Raw genomic sequence first — 18786 nt, forward strand, 5'->3', positions numbered from 1 at the left:
CATGCATTGACCAAAGCCTGACACCCGAAACATAACTTAAAGGTGGCTCACTTCTCGATGGAAAACCCGGCTCACTTCCGCGTGGAAATCTACACACATGGCATATATTGGGGTGTTGCCTTCTCCTCTCAGCGGTGCGGCACCGGAATGATGGGGCGCACTATGCGGTAGCTTGTACAAACACATCCAGCCCGGGCAATAATGCAGATCAGATTGATTTTGGACGGCTCCATCAAACTGCCCAACGGTCACGTCACCGTGTTCCTAGAGTATTTCGGTAGCCTTACATCCGAGCTCAGCGTTGGGCACTGAAACGTAAATTGGAGACACACCCATGAAAGCCTTTCGGACACTCGCGACTACAGTCACAATTGTAGCCATTCCCGCTTTTGCGTTCGCGCAGGACACCACCGCCCCGAACACTGATGTTCCCGAAGTTGTGCTGGAAAAGACCACCCAAGAATTCATCGACAGTCTGAAAGGCTCTACTCCAATCAACCAGCTGCCCTATGACGAGGCGCGTCAGGTGCTGATCGACGCGCAGACTAAAGGCAACGTCGAGATGCCGGATGCGGACGTGCAGGAGATGACCCTGAATGTCGGCCCCACCGGCGAGATCAAGGTCTACACGGTTCGCCCCGCGGGGACCGAAGGAGAAGCTCTTCCCGGCGTTGTTTACTTTCACGGCGGCGGTTGGGTGCTGGGGAATTTCACCACACATGAACGGCTGATGCGCGATCTGGCGACGCAGGCGAATGCCGCAATGGTCTTTGTCGAATACAGTCCCGCGCCCGAGCAAAAGCATCCTGTCCAGCTCGATCAGGATTATGCCGTTTTGAAGCATGTGGCGGAAAATGCCGCAGAGTTTGGCATTGATGCCAACCAGCTGGCAATTGCAGGTGACTCAGTCGGCGGCCAGATGGTGGCGGTGACGGCCATGCGCGCCAAGGCCGATGGCCCCGCCCTTGACTCGATGGTTATGTTTTACCCGGTCACCACCGCCGACCTGACCAGTCACTCTTATGAACTGTTTGCGGACGGACCGTGGCTGTCGAAAGCCAGCATGGCGTGGTTCTGGGAAGCTTACCTGCCCGAGGGCTCCGATAGTGCCGATCCGATGATTTCTCCCCTGAACTACGGTGCGGAAGATCTGGCAGACCTGCCACCAGCGCTGGTCATCACTGACGCGAACGACGTGCTTCGTGATGAAGGCGAGGCCTTTGCCTCGAAACTGACATTGGCCGGGGTCGAAACGCAGAGCACGCGTTATGATTTTACAACGCATGATTTCGTGATGCTGAACGCCTACGCGCAAACGCCGGCGACAAAAGCGGCAATCACCGAGGCCGCAAACTTCCTCAAGGATCACTTCACGAAGTAAAAGCTCAGACGCGACCGAAAGCCCGCCCCGAAATAGTGCGGGCTTTCCGACGGCTGTCTCGATGGCTTGGATTCCCCTTCCTTGTGTGATGGCCGCAACACTCATCATAGTGGCACATTGCGATGCCGTCGGTAGGGGGCATCCAAGCCATCAACAAAGCCCATTTACGACATAATATTTCATGACATTACGGGTATTTTGACCCAAAAAGTTGTCTCAACGTTTGGCTCGGAATGATAGCCGATTTCTCCTGACATGAGTTCAATAAGACTTTTGGAAATAGCGAGCCCAAGCCCACTCCCGCCACTGTTCCGCGTCAAATGATCAGCTTGTTGAGAGAAAGGTATAAATATTCGCTTGCTAAAATCGGAAGAAATGCCGTGGCCATTATCGATTATAGAGATCATACAGTTAGATTTTTCAAGTTCTATTCTAATGATTACCGACCCGTTCGGAAAAGAGAACTTTGCAGAATTTGATACTAGATTAGTGAGGACTTGTTTAAGCCTTAACGGATCTGCATTTAAAAATATACTTTTCTTTGGAGTATCAACTATCAAAGTCACTTCATATTTTTTAGCATATAGTTCATTGTCGATACCCACCTGATTAACTATGTCCACGATATCGACACGTGACATTTCAACTGAGAAGTGGCCTGTCTTGAGCTTTTGAAAATCGAGAAGTTCGTCGACAACCTGAATGAGCCGGGAAGTGTTTCGGTAAGCCATCCCAAACAGTTTTTTTGTCTTTTCTGAAGCGCTCATGCTCATAGATTCGCTTAAAAGTCTGAGCGCACCATAAACTGCTGCCAGCGGAGTGCGTAATTCATGGCTAACCGTCGCAACAAAATCGTCTTTCAGTTCATCAACACGCTTCTGCTCAGTAATATCAACCATCGTGCCGAGCAAACGAACAGCTTTTCCGGTTCCATCGCGTTCGGTCACTCTTAGGATAGATTTCATCCAGTGCCAGGTGCCGTCTTGAACCATCATACGGAAGGAGGCTTCAGACTTTTCCGACAATCCTTCAATACATTGAGCGTCGCTCGAAACCACGAGAGCCAAGTCGTCTGGATGGACGCGAGCATGCCATTCTGCGTCGGAATCTCGCTCTTTTGCCTTCGATATACCAAGCAATTCAAACCATGTCTGTGACGCGAACCCGGTACCCGTGCGTAAATCGGATTCAAAAACTCCAATCTGGCTTCCCTGCAATGCTAGATCCCAGCGATGTTCCTGACCTTGCACCGCTTGCAAAGCGCGAACACGGCGTGTCACATCGGTGAGTGTTACGATGTGCTTTATATTGTCGTGAGCGCCTGCAGGTCGACTCAATTGAACTTCGCAGTAATTTTCGTTTCCATCCGCAGACAAGATAGATATTATTTCTGCATCGCCGTTGTAGCTTTTATTTTGGATTGGCAGTTTTTCTAAAATAGAAATTTCTGGCAAGATGTCTAATATTTTCCTTCCAACTATCGTCTCATCATGCATCAATAATATTGATAAGGCCATCAAGTTACAGAATATAACTTCATCGGAGCTATCTATTATCAAAACGCCAATCGGCGCATTCTCAACAATTGATCGAAACATCTAAAGCAAACCTGTGCATAATCATTGGTGGCAAGGTCGCGTCTTGCTCAATGCAACATGACCTACCCTCCAATGGGAATAATATTTTGCTGAATATTGCACCTTATATTCCAATCTCTCAGTAAAAATCGAGCTGCGGTGTTGGCAAACTGAAAGCTGTGCAAATTTCACACTACTGCAAATCAACCGTCGTCGTCAAAAAGCCCTTACTGCTCTGCCCTCTCATGCGAGATGGAGTGGTGGCCGCCCTCCCCAAACGGCATCGCGATGTGCCAAGGTCGTGTTGTTCAACGCCATGCGCAGAGGAGGACGGCAAGATGCCCGAAAACTCGTCACCATCGCGAATGCGCTATGCAAATCACGACTGAATTGGGCTTATCCAGCAGATTAAAGATATAGTTGCTAGTAAAGCCCTTGAATTTCTAAGGGGAGCTGGCGCACCTCTTGCTCTCTCAAAATTGTGCGTGGCGCTGCGATTCCATCGGCCTGCCTTAGTCGCGTCAACCGATTGGCGCTTGCCGCTTGGATGTCCGCCCGATCCCTCAGAATTGTCGGCCGCAGAAAGACGAACAGAGTGCGACGCGACTCTCGAGCGTCGCGAGATTTGAATAGGTTACCAACGACAGGAATGTCACCGAGCCCTGGGACCTTTTGCTCGCTCGACAGGCGGTCATCCGTAATCAAGCCGCCCAGCACGACAGTGCCCCCATTGTCTGCCATGACTGTGGTGTTGATAACACGCCGATTGGTAACAAGATCGGCTGCCCCCTCGACGTTACCGTTCACAAGACTGCTAATTTCCTGCTCGATCACAAGTTGCACAACGCCACCTGCAGTGATGCGCGGCACGACGTTCATAGTAATCCCGACATCCTGACGTTCAATGGTCGTGAACGGGGTTACAGTGTTGCCGTCAGTCGCAAAGCTCCCGGTGCGGAATGGCACGTTCTGGCCGACCACGATGGTAGCCGGCTCATTGTCGAGCGTCGTGACCGATGGCGTCGATAGTAGCCGGGCGCGCGTTGAGTTTGAAAGCGCCTGCACCAGCAGACCAAAGTCATTATTGCTCGCGGCCAACGTCGCCCCAGTCGACAGCGCAACCGATGCTGGTGCGCCCACGGCTGCCAAGACGCCTTGCAACGACACTCCGCCGTTACTAAAAGATGACGCGCCTAAGGCTCCCTGGGCCTGTGTAGTCCCAAAGCCAAGCTGCGCACCTAAGCGTTCGGCCACATCACCAGAAACTTCGACTATGGCAGCCTCGATCATCACTTGTGGCCGGCGAACGTCCAGCGCATGAATCAACTCTCCGATTTCTGCAAGCTGGGTCTGAGTGCCGCGGACTATGACCGAGTTTGTCTCGATCGAAGGCGTGATTGTCACCGCAGGGGACGTAGTATCGCGGCTGACCGGGCTGAAGAAGCCAGCAATCTGATTGCCGTCTTGGTCCACAGCTCCTGGATCAATCGCGGCCCCTACATCAGCCGCGACTGGATTAGTAATACTCGTCGCGTCACCAACCGTGCCGCGTACGATATCTGCTATAACCCCGGCATCGCCATACTGCAGGTTAAATACACGCGTGCTGACCTGCGCAGCCGGGGACACTGGCGCGCGCACGTCCATAGCCTGAGCGAGTTGGCGAATTTCCTCTATATCGGACGGCGTGCCGCGCACCAGAAGTAAGTTTGCGCCCGCATCAACGCTTAGCCGTGCACCAGTGCCCGCGGGCCCAAGCACGTCTAGAATGGCCTGCCCCACCGACGACGCCTCGGCCTGACGGAAACGGATTACCTCGGCGCGAACCTGCGCATCGCCGTCAAAGGCGTTGGCGATCTGAATGATCCGGTCCACGTTGGCCCGTGTGTCCGTGATGATAATGGCGTTGGGGTCCTCGACCGCCTCAAGATAACCGCTTTCGGCCACCAGAGGGCGCAGCACGCGCACCGCTTCGGCAGAGGGAAGCCTATCAAGACGCAAAGTTTCGGTCACCACATCCTGACCGCCAACGGGTGTACCCCCGGCAGGACCACTGACGGTGCGTTGCTCAGCCTCTGGCACAACCTGCCAGATCGTGCCAGATTGGACCGCGACAAAGCCACGTGCGCGCAAGATCGATTGAAACAGGGACCAGATCCCAACTTCATCCAGCGCTTCTGACGATACGACCGTGACTGTGCCGGTCAGGCCGGGGTCAAGGATCAGGGTCCGCTTCGTGATTTCTGTAATCTGTTCCGCCAAGACCGAGATTTCGGCGTCCCGCAAGTTGATCGTAAAGGTGCCGTCTTGCGCCCGCAACGGCGCGGTTGCCAGAGCCATCGCCAGTGCAAAGGTGATAAGGCGGCGCATCATTGCAGCGGAAACGACAGCAAAATGGAGCGGCCATCCCGCTCTATCTCGACCCGAGCAAGGCCTGAATTCGCGACTTCGTCATATAGTGCACGATCGCTATCGATATTGCCCACCGGTTGTCCATTCACAGATTTTACCAAGTCTCCTGCCTTCAATCCTGCGCGGGTAACCCCGCTATCGTGATTTTCTGCGATGGTATAGCCCCCGTCGCCAGCAACCAAACCTATTTCGTCCAGAACCTGCATTGGATTGGCCCTGATACGCTCTCGCCACAGGTCTATATAGTCCTGCGTGGTCACTGGCGCCGGCGCGGTGGCCGGCTCTGCATAGGCCTGCGTCGCTGGCGCGGCCAAGGCCGCCGCCAGAAGCGATGCCATGTTGTCGCCACTGCTTGTCGCCGCCGCGTCAGGCGCCTCCAAGACAGTATCGGAGTTAGGAAATCCCAAAATCCGCCGCGCGCCGTCCACTAGTAAAACGACGTGATCGGCGTTCACCTGATCAAGAATCGCCGCTTCGCCAATTTTGTTGCCTTGCTTATAATTCGCTTGGCGGCCGCCGGTATCTATCAGCGCCATGGATTCAGCCGGATTATCGCGCCGGATGATACCCAGCAGCGCCATATCAAGCATCATCGGTGCCACCTCTTCGGCAGATGGAGGTGCATCGGGGCGCCCAAAGGGGGCCAACGATAGCACCGGTGCGATATCAGCGGATGGGCGCGGGGCAGAGTCTGACACCGCAGGTTCGGGCAGAGTGGCGTTGTTGCTACCGGCGACTGTGCCCCGCAGATGCCATGTCACAGGGGCTGCAGAGATGGCCAATGACCCAAGCATAAGTGCGCCTGCACCAAAGGGCAGCCATTTTGCGGCGTGCACATGCATCACTCGCCCTCCCTCAACGTCGAACCAGACAATCTATAACCCGTCAAACGGTAAAGCACATTGGCGACGCTGTCACCAACCTGCGCGGCGGGGGAACTTACCGTGACATCCAGCGATAAAAGATCAGGATCGCCAGTTTCAGTCTCTGCCACGGTCACAGGGAATGAACGTCCCAACATCTCGATGTTCTCGGGAATGGACACGCCAATACGGGCCGCTGTCAAAGCATAGTCGGCAACCCAACGTGCGGTCGTGCGTTCCGTCACGGCTCCGATCCGGGTGGACTGCCCTTCAGTTGCGATCAGCAGCGATACCGCACCCAACGCCAGCACGGCCATCGCGACCAACGCCTCTATCAAAGAAAATCCGGATTGCGCGTCACGGCTTTCCATTAGGATGGGTCCTGAAGGGCGTTGACACCGTCGAAGCTAACCACCTCATCCGAACCATTCGCGCTGCGCATGGTCAGCCTCAATGCGGCCATCGTTGCGGGAAGTAGATCACCGTCGACGACATAGCGGCCATCGCTGCCGCCATCGCCAGAAAAGTTGATGATACCTACCTGATGCGGCGTCCCCAACAGCTCAATCGGATGCGGTCCCCAACTGCCATCTATCTGACGCACCTCGAACCGATAGGTGCCGTCACCCCAGACAAAGGCGGTCGCCGCCCCAGTCAGCAATGCCTCATCCGCCGCGCGGTTCAGGCGAGCAATTAGTAATGTCGCTTCTCTGTTCGCGGCGTCGCCGCGGTCCGCGGGGCCCAGTGACAAACCGATAGCGCCAGCCATGATGCCGACAAGAACGAGCACAACGAGCACTTCGACCAATGTGACGCCCGCATCACGGCTTCGCATCAGTTGGTGGCGGTCGCTTGCCCGTGGGCGATGTCGGCGGCGGGGCCTTCACCGCCGGGCGCTCCATCTGCCCCCAGCGTTATCAGATCGAACCCGCCTGTATCCCCCGGCGAGCGGTACAGATATTCGTTGCCCCAAGGATCCACAGGCAATTGCGGTAGATAACCGCCCACGACCCAATTGCGAGGCTCTGGCGGCGATGTCGGACGCGCGGCCAAAGCCTGCAGCCCCTGCGATGTCGTCGGATAGGTTTGGTTATCCAGCCGGTAAAGTTCCAGCGCAGAGCCGATGGCCCGAATATCGGTTTGGGCGACGGCAACGCGTGCCTCGTCAGGGCGGCCAATGACATTTGGCACGATAATTGCTGCGACCAATGCGATGATAACCAGAACGACCATCATCTCGATCAAAGTGACGCCCGCATCGGGTGTGCGGCGCTTCTGCCGGTAGCGGAGGCGGTTGAGGATAAGGCGCATGAAACTGTTTCCCTTTCGCCAGCGTGGCTGTCAGTATGATACATGATACGCAGGACGGATGAAAAGGCAATAATTCGTGAATAATCAAGGGATTAATGCGAAAAAAGTGGCGTCAGCGCCGCCCGTTATATTGCCTGATGATCACACCGAACTGCAAGTTCCCCACCCCACTTCGATGTCGGTCGCACGAGCCGGAAGCGCGGCCCTGCAGGAGCTTCTGGCCCGGGGGGTCACGCAGCGCCCCCTGCCCTTTCTGCTGGCAGGCGAACAAGTTACCAGTCACCTAATTACCCTCCCCCCCGCCTCGACCCGGCAGCGGGCCGCCATGCTTGTTTTCGCCGCCGAAGACCGCATCGCCATGCCGCTTGACCAAACCTTAATTACTGCCGGACCAGTAATCGCCAAATCCGGCACTCCCCAGATTACCTTTGTTGTGGATCGGCGGATTATCGACACCTGCCCTGATATCGCGCCGCGCATCTTGCCTGAATACCTAATAATTGCGCGCCCGAACGACGGCTGGGCCGTCTGGCGTGACGGCGACCGTTGCATTGTGCGTGCCGCCGATGGCACCGGCTTTGCAGCCCCGACAGAGATGCTGCCGCTTCTTTGGACGCGGGCTGGCCAACCAGCGTTGACATCACTCGCAATGCCACTGCCGCAAGACCTGCCGCATTCGGACCTGTCGCAGAATGTCCCGCCTCCTAACGCGGTGGAACTGGCCTATACCCTGCCCCGCGTCCGTCTAGGAGATACGGCACGCTATTGGCGGCCCGCAGTTTTGGCCGGCGCAGTGATTGCGGCGGGGCTGGTTGCACATTTATCGCTGTTAGCGCTTGACGTCATTGCCTTGAACCGGATTGCAAACAGAGAGCAGGCGGCGGCGCAGGCGTCTATTGCAGACACGCTGCCGGGTATGACGCTGATGCCAGATGTCGGCCCTATCTTGGCGCTTTTGACACCAACGCAAGCCACGCCCGCTGGCAGTACGTTGTTGCCACTGATGGCCGATGTGGCCGCCGCCTTGGCGGTCACAAATACCGATGCCACGTTCCGCAGGCTTAGTTGGGGGGCCGCTGAAGACCGGCTTGTCGTGCTCGTGCAAGCCAGCGGGCTGGAGGCGTTACAAACGATCGAACGTGGGCTGATCGCCGCAGGATTGGCAGTCCAATCCGGAGCGGCAAGTGCCGGTGACGGCGCTGCAGAGGCAGAGTTGCGCATCTCGCGGGGTCCAGCATGACCCGATGGTTCAACAGCTTGACCATGCGAGAACGCGTCCTTCTGGTAGGCCTTGTCCCGCTTGCGGTGATGTTTGGGCTGTTCCAATTTGCTTGGGTGCCATTGCAGCAAACCCGCGCCGCGCACTTGACAGATATTGCAGCCTATCGCCTTGTCAGCAGCGCCGCCGCGCGCTTGCAGGCGGACCCCGCCCCAATCGCCGTGCCCGCACCCACTGACCCCATTGCCACACGCGTCACCCAAAGCGCCGAGTCCGCAGGCCTGCAACTTCGCCGGCTAGAGCCTGATGGCACTGGTCTGCGGGTTACATTGGACGAAGTGCCATTCCAATCTATCATGCTGTGGATGTCGGACATGGAAGCAAATTTTGCCGTCCGCGTCGCCGCGATAGAACTGGACCGCCGCCCGGCACCTGGCGCAATTTCTGCCAGACTGTTGCTGGAGGATATGCAATGATCCCCCGCCTGACTTATGGCTTTGCCCAAACACAGGGCGTGATAGTAATGGATGACGGCGGCGCGGTCTGCCGCTACCGCGCGGATGCACCCGTCGCGGCCCTAATCGAGGCACAGCGCGTGAATGGCGGTCCACTGCCATTTATAGAAATCTCCGCTGCCGCCTTTGAGGCGGCGCTTGGCACCGTCTATCGGGACTCCGCGTCAGAGGCGGCGCAGGTTGCAGCGGATGCAGACGACAACCTTGCTTCACTCGCTGACACTGCGGCGTCCGTAGACGACCTGCTGGCGCAGAACGACGATGCCCCCGTCGTGCGCCTGATCAATGCCCTACTGCTAGAGGCGGTTAAGGAAGGCGCATCTGACGTGCATATCGAAACGGAGGAGCGCCGCCTGTTGGTGCGCTTTCGTATCGACGGCGTCTTGCGCGAGGTTATTAGCCCAAAGCGTGCGTTGGCCCCTCTTCTGGTCAGCCGGATCAAAGTCATGGGTAAACTCGACATTGCAGAAAAGCGCCTTCCGCAAGATGGACGCGTCAGCTTGCGGGTTGGTGGATACGATCTTGACGTGCGCATTTCCACTATCCCTAGCCAGTTTGGTGAACGGGTTGTGCTGCGTCTGCTGGACCGGGGTCAGACCCTACGTGGTATCGACTATCTGGGGCTATCTGACACTGACAATGCCAAGCTGAAACGCATCCTTGCACGACCCGACGGGCTAGTGCTGGTCACAGGGCCAACGGGGTCGGGCAAAACTACGACGCTTTATGCTGGGCTCGACATGCTAAATGACCGGCAGCGCAATATCATGACGGTCGAAGACCCGATCGAATACACAATGGACGGCGTCGGCCAGATGCAGGTCAACGCCAAGACCGATCTGACCTTTGCCCGCGGCCTGCGCGCTATTCTACGCCAAGATCCCGACGTCATAATGGTCGGTGAAATTCGTGACCGCGAAACTGCGCAAATCGCGGTAGAGAGCGCCATGACCGGGCACCTTGTCATCTCGACTCTGCATACGAACACGGCAATCGGTGCTGTGTCGCGTCTGGTCGAAATGGGAGTAGAACGATTTCTGCTGGCTCCCATGTTGCGGGGGCTAATCGCGCAGCGGCTGGTGCGGCAGACTTGCCCGGACTGCAAGGCCGACCACATCCTGACAGAGGCCGAAAGTGCTCTGCTGTCCCACGCCGTGCCTGCGGGCGAGGTAGTTCAGATAGGCGCTGGGTGCAATACCTGCCACGGGTCGGGCCACCGGGGCCGATTGCCGCTATATGAAGTGATCGAGGTCGATACGGCGCTTGAAAGGATGCTGCACGAAGGCGGGTCAGAGGCCGATATGATCGCCGCCGCCCGTAAGCGCGGGGCCGGAATCTTGCTGGACGGCGTGGCAAAGATGCGTGCCGGCCTGACTACGCCGCAAGAGGTCGCCCGCGCCGTCCACGAAGATCCTTCCCTGCCAGAGGTAGGCACCTAAATGGCCGCCTTCGCCTATACGGCAGTCGATCCGGCGGGAAAGACCGTCAAGGGCATCACCGAGGCAACCAATGCCGCCGCCGCCCGCCACTCCTTAAGAGCGAGGCAGCTATCGCCGGTCAGCGTGGAGCCGACGACATCAAAACGCGGCGGACCCACCGCCGCCCGCGTCAAAACTGTGTCGATCCGGGCACTGACGCTGGTGACGCGGCAGCTTGCGACGTTGATCGGGTCTGGCATTTCGGTTGAACAGGCACTGAAAACCGTCGCTGATCAATCGGACAAGCCCGCGATTTCAACCCTGCTTTTGAACCTGCGCGCAGCGGTGCTTGATGGCCGCAGCTTTGCCCAGGCCTTGGGCGATTATCCGCAGACCTTTGGCGATTACTATCGCGCCTCTGTCGCAGCAGGGGAAAGTTCGGGGCAATTGGGGCGTGTGATGGACCTGCTGTCATTCTTCGTCGAAACCCGCGCCAAGAACCGCCAGACCGTGCAACTGGCGCTGCTCTATCCCGCGATCCTTGCGGTCGTGTCATTGGCGGTTATTGTTGCACTCCTGACCTTTGTGGTGCCCGATATCGTGCGGGTGTTCACATCCCGTGGGGCCGAGCTGCCGTTTCTGACCCGCGCCTTGATTGCGGTGTCGGATTTCATCAACGCCTGGGGGCTGGTAATGCTCGCGGCGATCGTGACTGCAGCGTTTAGCGTTGGGGCGATCCTGCGCCGCCCTGCGGTGCGGCTACGCTGGCACCGGTTCCTGGCACTTGCGCCCGTCACCCGAACCTTTGTCCTAAAGGCGAATGCCGCGCAGTTCGCGGGCACACTGTCCACACTCACCGTCAGTCAGGTCCCCCTGACCGACGCGCTGGAGGCGGCAGCCCAGACGGTGCCAAACCTCTATATCCGCGCCCGCGTGCAGGCCGCCAGCGCCCGAGTACGCGAAGGCACGGCCCTATCACGCGCCCTAGCTGAGGCTGAAATCTTCCCGCCCATGTTGATCGCAATGGTCGCGAGTGGCGAGGCAGGCGGTGTGCTGGGGGCGACCTTGACACGGGCTGCAGACGATCAAGCGCGTGATCTGAACGCCCTTGTCGCGGCGCTGGTGGCGCTGGTGGAACCCGCCGTGCTATTGCTGATGGGCGGGATCGTAATGCTTCTGGTACTGTCGATCCTGCTGCCCATCGTGAACCTAAACAATCTGGTCAACTAGAACGGAAATTCCAGCATAATCGGAGCCCCGGTCGGCAAGCCCGGGATCAGGGCCGCTCCTTCGGGCTGCAAGGTCAGCTGCAAGCGGCGGTCGCCGGTGACTGTAACCTCCGCCAAGGTGGCACCCTGTGCGGTCAACACGGCTTGCGCATCGGACCCCGCGCTGGTTAGCGTCACGGTCATGGCCGGGACAGGGTTGATCCGGCCATTGGCTTCGGTACAGGTGCCTGCACCTATATCGACGCGGCCCTGCACCATCGCCTGCCCCGGTAACAAGCCAATGCGCGCAATATCAATGATGGCGCGTGTGTTGCACCTGTCCACCGCCAGGTTAGGAACAAGCTTCAGCAACCCCGGCCCGGCCCGGCCTGCCACATCCGTCATCACCGCCGCCCGCCGTGACAGCGTCGCCGCACCGAACAACTGCGTGTCTGTCCCATGCACAGCTAGATCAGCGCGCAGCCGAAGCAACGCCAGATCACGCAGGCGCACATCCCAATCAATAGTATAACCGCCGATCAAACCGGCGCTACCTTGCCAGATCGTGCCATAAAGGGCTGTGACTTGCGGAGGGATGGTGCCAAGATCGCGCAAAGCACTGGCAGGCATCGTCGCCACCAGAGCCGCGATATAGAGCAAGGCAGTCACACATGTCAGAACACCCCATCTTATCACGCGCCGCAGCCGGGATCCCTTTGGGGCGCCGACGTTTTCTTGCGGGGTTATGCGGAACATCGGGCGTTACCTTGCTGGGGGGCTGCGCAGCCTTGTCAGGAGAGCCGGCTTTGCCGCCTGCGGGCACAATTGGTCGAGCCGCATTGTTGGCACCGCTATCGGGGGCTCAAACTTCAATAGGTCAGATCATGCAGGCCGCCGCAAGTGTTGGCGGCAATGATATCGGTCCGGGGGCCGAGGTTGCAGTCTATGATTCCGGCGGCTCCGATAGCAGCGCCGTCACGGCGGCCCGGGCCGCCTTGGCCGATGGGGCGCAGATGTTGCTAGGCCCGCTATTGTCAGGGCAAAGCCGAGCCGTCGGAGCCGTTGCAGGACGAGTGCCCGTAGTGGCCCTAACGAACGACAGCACTGTTGCGGGCAACGGCGTGTTCGTCTTTGGCCTGACTCCGCTACAATCGGCGCGGTCCGTCATCGGTTTTGCCAACCAGCGCGGCAAGCGGCGGATCGGCGTTGTCGTGCCGACATCGCCCTTTGGCCAGCTGCAGGCTAATGCCGCGCAAGCGGCGGGTGCCGCCGTTGGGACCACTATCGCAGCGCCCGTCGTCACCGACAGCGCAACCGGGTTAATCACCGCGCTGACGGCCGCCAATGGTGGCAGCGCACCTGACGCCGTGTATCTGCCAATTGTTGGCGGTGCATTCGACGCGCAAGCTGCCGCCCTAAATGCGGCGGGGATCCAGATCCTTGGGTCGGATCAATGGTCGTCGATAGTCCCTTATCGAGTGCCCGCCCTGATAGGCGCATGGTTCGCCGCCCCGGACCCGATTCGATACGAAGCCTTTGCGCTCGCGCTGGAAGAACAGACTGGGCAAGAGGCAGGCATTCTGGCGGGTCTGGCCTTTGACGCAGTCGAGATGGCGCGCCTATTGGGCCGCATTGGCCAGCAAAATCGCGCTGGACTGCTGCGCGAGGGTGGCTTTGACGGGGTGCTTGGTCCCTACCGCTTTACCGAAAGCGGACAATGCGACCGCGCCTTGGCCGTTCTTGGCGTGCAATCAGGCGCGACGACCCTGATCGGCGCGACCGGCGCATGACGCAGCGCGACAGCGTAGCAGGTCTGACACTGGTGGAAATGCTGGTGGCTCTTGTGCTGTTTGCAATGGTCGGGATTGCGTCCTTTACCACGTTAGACACGATTATCCGCGTGCGCGATCGAACCGAAGGACGGCTGGAAAATCTTGCGCAGATTGACCGTGCGCTGCAGCTATTCAGCCGCGATCTGACCCAATCCGTCCCGGGCGGCATCACCGGGGATGGCACCACCCTGACCGTCTATCGCGGGGCAAAGCCCGCGCTCATCTGGCAAATGCAGGACGGCACCCTAACCCGGCAGGCGCAGTCATCGGCGGCAGAAGCCGCGCTGATACAATCCCTCCTGGCCGTAGCGGACGCGCAGTTTCGCTTTGTCGACAGCGAGGGCGCCTGGTTTCAAATCTGGCCGAACGATCAAGAAGCTCCAGCTTTGCGCGGTGTGGAAATGGCACTCGATCTGGGACCGACGCAGGGAGTCCTTCTGCGACTGGCACAAGTACCAGACGCGACGCCAGACCGGCGGGACACCAATCCACTGTCCGCATTTTCTGGTAGTGCGGACACGTCGCTACCGGTGGACGCCGCGCCGGAACCTGCGGTAGATGCAAACTAATGCGCCGCACCGACGACGGGATTATTCTGGTTAACGTGTTGGTTGCGCTGGCATTGGGTTCAGCGTTGGTAGTGCTAATGTTTACGTCGCAAGACAACCTAATCGACCGCACCCGCCGCGCCGCGGCCGCCACCCAAGCCGAGGCGCTCGCACTTGGCGGGGAAGCCTCCGTCGTAGCTGCCCTGCAGCGCGACCTGATCACGGGCCCGGACACGGACAACTTCACCGAAGACTGGGCGCTGATCCAACAGGCCCCCGTGCAGCTGGCGACAGGAACGTTTTCTGTGACGATCGTTGATGCGCAGGCGCTGTTTGACATCAACCAGCTTGCAGATGGAGGATTGGTGAAAACGCAAGTGTTTGCGCTACTGATTGCACAGGCTGGGATTCCTGCCAGTGTCGGTCAGGGGATCATAAAACAAGTTCAGTCCGCTGGCCCTCTGGCTGATCTGGACGCCTTGCGAGATCTTGATGACACCACCTTATCTACGTTAAAAACACTGTTTGTAGCTTTGCCTGTCCCGGGAAATGTGAACCTAAACACTTCAACTATGCCAGTTCTGTCAGCCGTACTAGGTAATCCTGCGACAGCATCGCGACTGCTGGCGCTGCGGGACAGACAAGGTTTCATTACACCTACAGACCTTGCCAATCTGGGTGGTCTGGCCGCAACCGGGATTGGTTTTACCTCTGACGTCTATGATGTCAAAGTCACTGCTGGCGTGGATGACGCAGTCATCACATTGAATAGCCGCATTTTACGCCTGCGTCGCACACCGGCTGAGCGTGAGGTGCGAGTGATCTCTCGAAAACTTTCGGCTCCGGCTTTGACGCAGCCGTCCAATTAAAAACGGCCGGTCCTTGGGACCGGCCGTTTCGCTTTTCTTGTTAGCTCAGTTACGGATTGAACGGCTCAATCTGGGGTGTCTGAAGCAGCGTCACATTCTCTAGCGAGATCGGCGTATCGTTTCGGTCTTGATTAAAAGCCCGAACGAAATCGCTACCCAGAGACGTGATGCCCTTCCCAAGTTGGCCACCTGTTGCATTGTCACAAGCAACCAGTGCGGCCATTGCGACAAACCCGAAGCCGACGTTGCGGATCATGTTGAACGATTGTTGCATAATTCCCCCTTAACCCTGTGCGCCAGGCAGTGGCGTGTTCAGGTATGGAAACGCAGCCGGCAGTTCGGACGGCTTGATAGGTGCGCCATCGGTAAACGGCAGCGTGCCAACTGGCGCATCACTCGGAGCGCAAAGGCCAAGGTTCACGTTATCGCTTGCCGTGTCTTCCGTTGCATTAGGCACGCCCAATTCTGCGCCAAGCGGCACGGGATGACATAGCGCACCCATGACAACGCGCAGCGCAATATCGACAGTATCGTCAGCAGGACGACGACCGTTGGGGAAGCCTGCAAGGTCTTCTGCGACCACACCAAAGACGTTTTGCTGTGCCAGCGGCGTTGCCGAAACCGCAGTATTCAGACGCATCATTTCAGATGGCGTCACACTGGCCGGCTGGTTGAAGCCTGGGAAGCCAGTCAAGAAGGCCGCCACCAGATCATTGCGCGGAAAGTTAGATGGTGCGATGTTTCCCGGCGCACCAAGCGCATCACGGAATAGAACGTCCAGCAACGCAGGTAGTGTCGGGTTGGTCACGTAGGTTGCCAAGGCGCTATCTTGGGTCGGCTCGGCAGCGTTAAACAAGTTTTTGTCACGCAAACCGATTACAACTTCGTTTACGAGCGGTGCGGAAAGGCGAGACTGCTGAACCCATGCCCCGCCATATTTAGCATCCTGTTCATAGGTGGGCGACGGATCCTCTAGCATTGCTTGTGGTAGACTTGCCGTTGTCCATGCACCGATGACGGGATCGTCTCCGCCGGTCAGACAAGAAATCGGCACTTCAATTGCCAAAGACGTCACGTTCGCCTTACCAACCAAGTCATCATTTGCACGGTCTTGCTGAATTCCAACACCTTTGTAGGCGTAGTCTGGTGCGTTGTACTGTGGGTATTCCGCATTGTCAGCGCCCTGTAAGGGGATGATATTCACAAGGTCAAAAATCGGCCCAAGGTTAACGGCAAATGCCTCAGCTCGCTGGCCGGCAAACACGCGTGCCTTGGCGGAACAGCCCGGAATTGTGACTTTATCATAAATGAATTTGTCAGAATATGCCGCATAGTCTGGGAGCGTCTTTGTGCCCACGTTATCAAGCGGTTTCACAAAGTTAGTGCCGCCACCGGCCCGCGTCAGCTGTTGCGCGGTACCACTGCGACGATCGCCGCGTATTACTTTAACGCCGTAATTCTCTATTTCGTTAAGATTGCCGGTCGGATCAGCTGCTGTAACCGGTCCGACTTGGCGAAGCGGAATCGCCACATTCTTACCGCCGATATTCAATTCAATACCGTTGCCCTTGTTTGCAAGGTTATTGTTGAAATCAAACTGAAAAGTGATGTCCTCAACGGCATCACCGTCGTTGTCGATGTGGATCTCGTAGATCGCATCAGGGTCCATCGTGAAGTAGTTTGGACCGCCATAAGGGGCCTGAATAGGCTGATAGTTTGCGATTAAAGTAACGTAGTTTTCGCGGCCAGGCTCGTAGCTACGGAACATGTAAAAGTCAGTACCATCGACTTTAGGAGTTTCCGTGATTGCTGATGCTTCTCGGTGCGAAGATGCACCTGCCATTGTTGCGGTCAGACAAACTGCCAGTGCAGTCGTCCCGCTTAATATGTTATTGATCTTGAGTTTCATTGATCTTGCCCTCTCATAAACACTAAACTCACTCCCCAAAAGGCGCTATCGTAGGCAGATGCTAACGTAACGGCAGCAGCAAACAAGAGGCGACTTTCAAGATCAGTAATGGAAGGCACGGCGTTTGGTTTTTAAAGTTTCACAACACCTGAAATATCTCTAATATCGCTCCATCAACTTATCGTTACTGGCAACTAAACAAAGGTCTAAAATGTTTACCGCCATCACGACTGTGGCACTCGGTATAGCTCTCTTGCGCTTGTCACAAGTTGATGTGCGAACCTACCGTCTGCCCGACCACTACACCTTGCCTTTGATCGCAGTCGGCCTGGCCTTGAATAGCCTGCATCTCGCAGCGATACCATGGAACTACATCGCGGCCGCGGCCGCAGGATACCTGACTTTTGCACTTATTGGGGAAGCGTTCTTTAAGCTACGCGGCGTCGACGGGCTAGGACTTGGCGATGCGAAACTGTTGGCAGCTGCGGGGGCTTGGGTCGGATTGGAAGCGTTGCCTTTGGTAGTCCTCATCGCCGCCGTTAGCGCCCTAGTAGTTACCATATTTAGTGAGCAGGATACGCAAAAGCGCATCGCTTTTGGACCTTGGCTTGCAATAGCCTTTTTCACCGTCTGGCTTGCAAGTGACAAATGGTGACGGCCTGACTTCGACTAAGCAGCACCCACGCCGCCGATCAGAATGGTCCCGATTCAACGGCCTAATCGAACTTTATTATCACAAACGTTACACATTGCTTCAATAAACGCCATTTGCCGTTGATGGCTGTCCCGATAAGTATGCTATGATCTTAATGCTGGTCCGTACGCGTCACGTTGGCACGAGCATGGTCCAATGTTGTTGTGTTGAATGTTTAAGGATTTACAAAATGGCCCCTACAATTTCGATACGATCAATTTGCAGTACCGCTGCCACTATGGCTGCCTGCTTGCATTTGATCTCGCCTGCCTCAGCCGGAAGCTTGGCTGAACCCATCATGGCGGTTGAACCTACACCCATAACCGCGACTCAAGTTACGCCTCAAACTTCAGGTTGGACGGGTGCCTATATCGGTGGAAGCCTCGGGTACACCTCATTGGACGGATCAACGAACGGTGCCAACCTCTTCGGCGGCTCACTCGACGGCACCTCCTATGGAGTTCACGCAGGCTACAACCATGGTTTTGGCAAAGTTGTTCTGGGCGGCGAACTCCAATATGAAGCAACGGATGTTCAGGAAGGTTCGTCCTTTCTTGAGTTAGACAGCGTCGCCCGCGCTAAAGTGCGTGTTGGCTATGATTTCGGCAAGTTCCTTCCCTATGCAACCGCCGGTGTCGCCAGCGCAAAAGTATCCAGCAGCAGCTTTGCAGGTACCGATACAGGTGCTTTGATCGGATTGGGCGTTGACTACCAAGTCGGGCAGAATTTAATTCTCGGCGCCGAGGTCATCAAAAACCAGTTTGATAATTTCGAAGATTCGAATGTTGATCTCGAGGCAACAGACGCCGCACTACGGCTTTCATTTCGCTTTTAAACCTGCCTCCACTTGCTGATGAAATAAGTTGAGAGTTGGAAAACATCCATAATTTGCAACTCTCAACGTTTTAGCCAGCGTAATATTGATAGCCGTGAATGGCTTTGTTGATGGCTTGGATGCCCCCTCCCGACGGCATCGCAATGTGCCACTATGATGAGTGTTGAAACCATCACAGAAGGAAGGAGTATCCAT

The 18786-nt window shown here is 57.0% G+C and carries 20 protein-coding genes; 10 read left to right on the forward strand and 10 right to left on the reverse strand.

What is annotated here, in order from left to right:
* Window positions 1-334 precede the first annotated feature (334 nt).
* Complete coding sequence (locus tag BM131_RS18815; RefSeq protein ID WP_090191917.1) at window positions 335-1381, forward strand: alpha/beta hydrolase; 1047 nt, start codon at window positions 335-337, stop codon at window positions 1379-1381.
* 179 nt (window positions 1382-1560) lie between these two features.
* Here BM131_RS18815 and BM131_RS18820 read toward each other — a convergent pair whose 3' ends face one another.
* The 6 genes from BM131_RS18820 to gspG form a co-directional block, all read right to left on the reverse strand.
* Entirely contained in the window at window positions 1561-2979 is a 1419-nt protein-coding gene (locus BM131_RS18820) for a PAS domain-containing sensor histidine kinase (protein ID WP_090191919.1), read from the reverse strand.
* A gap of 402 nt (window positions 2980-3381) precedes the next feature.
* Window positions 3382-5331, reverse strand: coding sequence for a type II secretion system secretin GspD (gene gspD, locus BM131_RS18825; protein WP_245754324.1), 1950 nt, complete (start codon window positions 5329-5331; stop codon window positions 3382-3384).
* Window positions 5328-6212, reverse strand: a complete 885-nt coding sequence (locus BM131_RS18830) for a type II secretion system protein N (protein WP_090191921.1) — start codon at window positions 6210-6212, stop codon at window positions 5328-5330. Before BM131_RS18830 ends, gspD begins: the two co-directional genes overlap by 4 nt.
* Window positions 6212-6604, reverse strand: coding sequence for a type II secretion system minor pseudopilin GspI (gene gspI, locus BM131_RS18835; RefSeq protein ID WP_090191923.1), 393 nt, complete (start codon window positions 6602-6604; stop codon window positions 6212-6214). The genes BM131_RS18830 and gspI overlap by 1 nt, the downstream gene beginning before the upstream one ends.
* On the reverse strand, window positions 6604-7068 hold the full coding sequence (locus tag BM131_RS18840; RefSeq protein ID WP_090191924.1) for a prepilin-type N-terminal cleavage/methylation domain-containing protein: 465 nt from the start codon (window positions 7066-7068) through the stop codon (window positions 6604-6606). The genes gspI and BM131_RS18840 overlap by 1 nt, the downstream gene beginning before the upstream one ends.
* Complete coding sequence (gspG, locus tag BM131_RS18845; RefSeq protein WP_090191926.1) at window positions 7068-7544, reverse strand: type II secretion system major pseudopilin GspG; 477 nt, start codon at window positions 7542-7544, stop codon at window positions 7068-7070. The genes BM131_RS18840 and gspG overlap by 1 nt, the downstream gene beginning before the upstream one ends.
* 175 nt (window positions 7545-7719) lie before the next feature.
* Between gspG and gspL the strand changes: the two genes are divergently transcribed.
* Genes gspL through BM131_RS18865 form a run of 4 tightly spaced genes read left to right on the forward strand, consistent with a single transcriptional unit; the run spans window position 7720 to window position 11926 of the window.
* Window positions 7720-8784 (forward strand): type II secretion system protein GspL, encoded by a 1065-nt coding sequence (gspL, locus tag BM131_RS18850; protein WP_245754327.1) that lies wholly within the window; start codon window positions 7720-7722, stop codon window positions 8782-8784.
* Window positions 8781-9239: a type II secretion system protein GspM gene (gene gspM / locus BM131_RS18855; RefSeq protein ID WP_090191929.1), complete on the forward strand. Its 459-nt coding sequence runs from the start codon at window positions 8781-8783 to the stop codon at window positions 9237-9239. The genes gspL and gspM overlap by 4 nt, the downstream gene beginning before the upstream one ends.
* Entirely contained in the window at window positions 9236-10717 is a 1482-nt protein-coding gene (locus BM131_RS18860) for a GspE/PulE family protein (protein WP_090191931.1), read from the forward strand. Before gspM ends, BM131_RS18860 begins: the two co-directional genes overlap by 4 nt.
* Window positions 10718-11926 carry a type II secretion system F family protein gene (locus tag BM131_RS18865; RefSeq protein WP_090191933.1) on the forward strand — a complete coding sequence of 403 codons (1209 nt, stop codon included), beginning with the start codon at window positions 10718-10720 and terminating at the stop codon, window positions 11924-11926.
* On the opposite strand, the gene gspN is transcribed toward BM131_RS18865, so the two are convergent.
* Window positions 11923-12573 (reverse strand): type II secretion system protein N, encoded by a 651-nt coding sequence (gene gspN / locus BM131_RS18870; RefSeq protein WP_090191935.1) that lies wholly within the window; start codon window positions 12571-12573, stop codon window positions 11923-11925. The genes BM131_RS18865 and gspN overlap by 4 nt on opposite strands.
* Before the next feature lie 2 nt (window positions 12574-12575).
* On the opposite strand from gspN, the gene BM131_RS18875 reads away from it, so the two are divergent.
* The 3 genes from BM131_RS18875 to BM131_RS18885 are packed head-to-tail and all read left to right on the forward strand — an operon-like array spanning window position 12576 to window position 15153.
* A complete protein-coding gene (locus tag BM131_RS18875) occupies window positions 12576-13694 on the forward strand; it encodes a penicillin-binding protein activator (RefSeq protein ID WP_090191936.1) in 1119 nt (372 codons plus the stop codon).
* Window positions 13691-14305 (forward strand): prepilin-type N-terminal cleavage/methylation domain-containing protein, encoded by a 615-nt coding sequence (locus tag BM131_RS18880; protein WP_175499488.1) that lies wholly within the window; start codon window positions 13691-13693, stop codon window positions 14303-14305. The genes BM131_RS18875 and BM131_RS18880 overlap by 4 nt, the downstream gene beginning before the upstream one ends.
* Complete coding sequence (locus BM131_RS18885; protein WP_090191938.1) at window positions 14305-15153, forward strand: type II secretion system minor pseudopilin; 849 nt, start codon at window positions 14305-14307, stop codon at window positions 15151-15153. Before BM131_RS18880 ends, BM131_RS18885 begins: the two co-directional genes overlap by 1 nt.
* Window positions 15154-15202: 49 nt before the next feature.
* Here BM131_RS18885 and BM131_RS18890 read toward each other — a convergent pair whose 3' ends face one another.
* Together BM131_RS18890 and BM131_RS18895 are read right to left on the reverse strand one after the other, a co-directional pair.
* Complete coding sequence (locus tag BM131_RS18890; protein WP_090191940.1) at window positions 15203-15427, reverse strand: hypothetical protein; 225 nt, start codon at window positions 15425-15427, stop codon at window positions 15203-15205.
* Window positions 15428-15436: 9 nt separating this feature from the next.
* Window positions 15437-17062, reverse strand: coding sequence for a DUF4331 domain-containing protein (locus BM131_RS18895; RefSeq protein ID WP_090191942.1), 1626 nt, complete (start codon window positions 17060-17062; stop codon window positions 15437-15439).
* 211 nt (window positions 17063-17273) lie between these two features.
* On the opposite strand from BM131_RS18895, the gene BM131_RS18900 reads away from it, so the two are divergent.
* Window positions 17274-17717 (forward strand): prepilin peptidase, encoded by a 444-nt coding sequence (locus BM131_RS18900; RefSeq protein WP_090191944.1) that lies wholly within the window; start codon window positions 17274-17276, stop codon window positions 17715-17717.
* Between the two features lie 229 nt (window positions 17718-17946).
* Complete coding sequence (locus tag BM131_RS18905) at window positions 17947-18591, forward strand: outer membrane protein (RefSeq protein WP_245754326.1); 645 nt, start codon at window positions 17947-17949, stop codon at window positions 18589-18591.
* Here BM131_RS18905 and BM131_RS20460 read toward each other — a convergent pair.
* The coding region (locus BM131_RS20460; RefSeq protein WP_217646901.1) for a hypothetical protein at window positions 18577-18786 on the reverse strand (210 nt) is incomplete at its 5' end. The two genes, BM131_RS18905 and BM131_RS20460, sit on opposite strands and share 15 nt — an antisense overlap.

The organism is Loktanella salsilacus (assembly GCF_900114485.1).
Taxonomy (GTDB): Bacteria; Pseudomonadota; Alphaproteobacteria; order Rhodobacterales; family Rhodobacteraceae; genus Loktanella; species Loktanella salsilacus.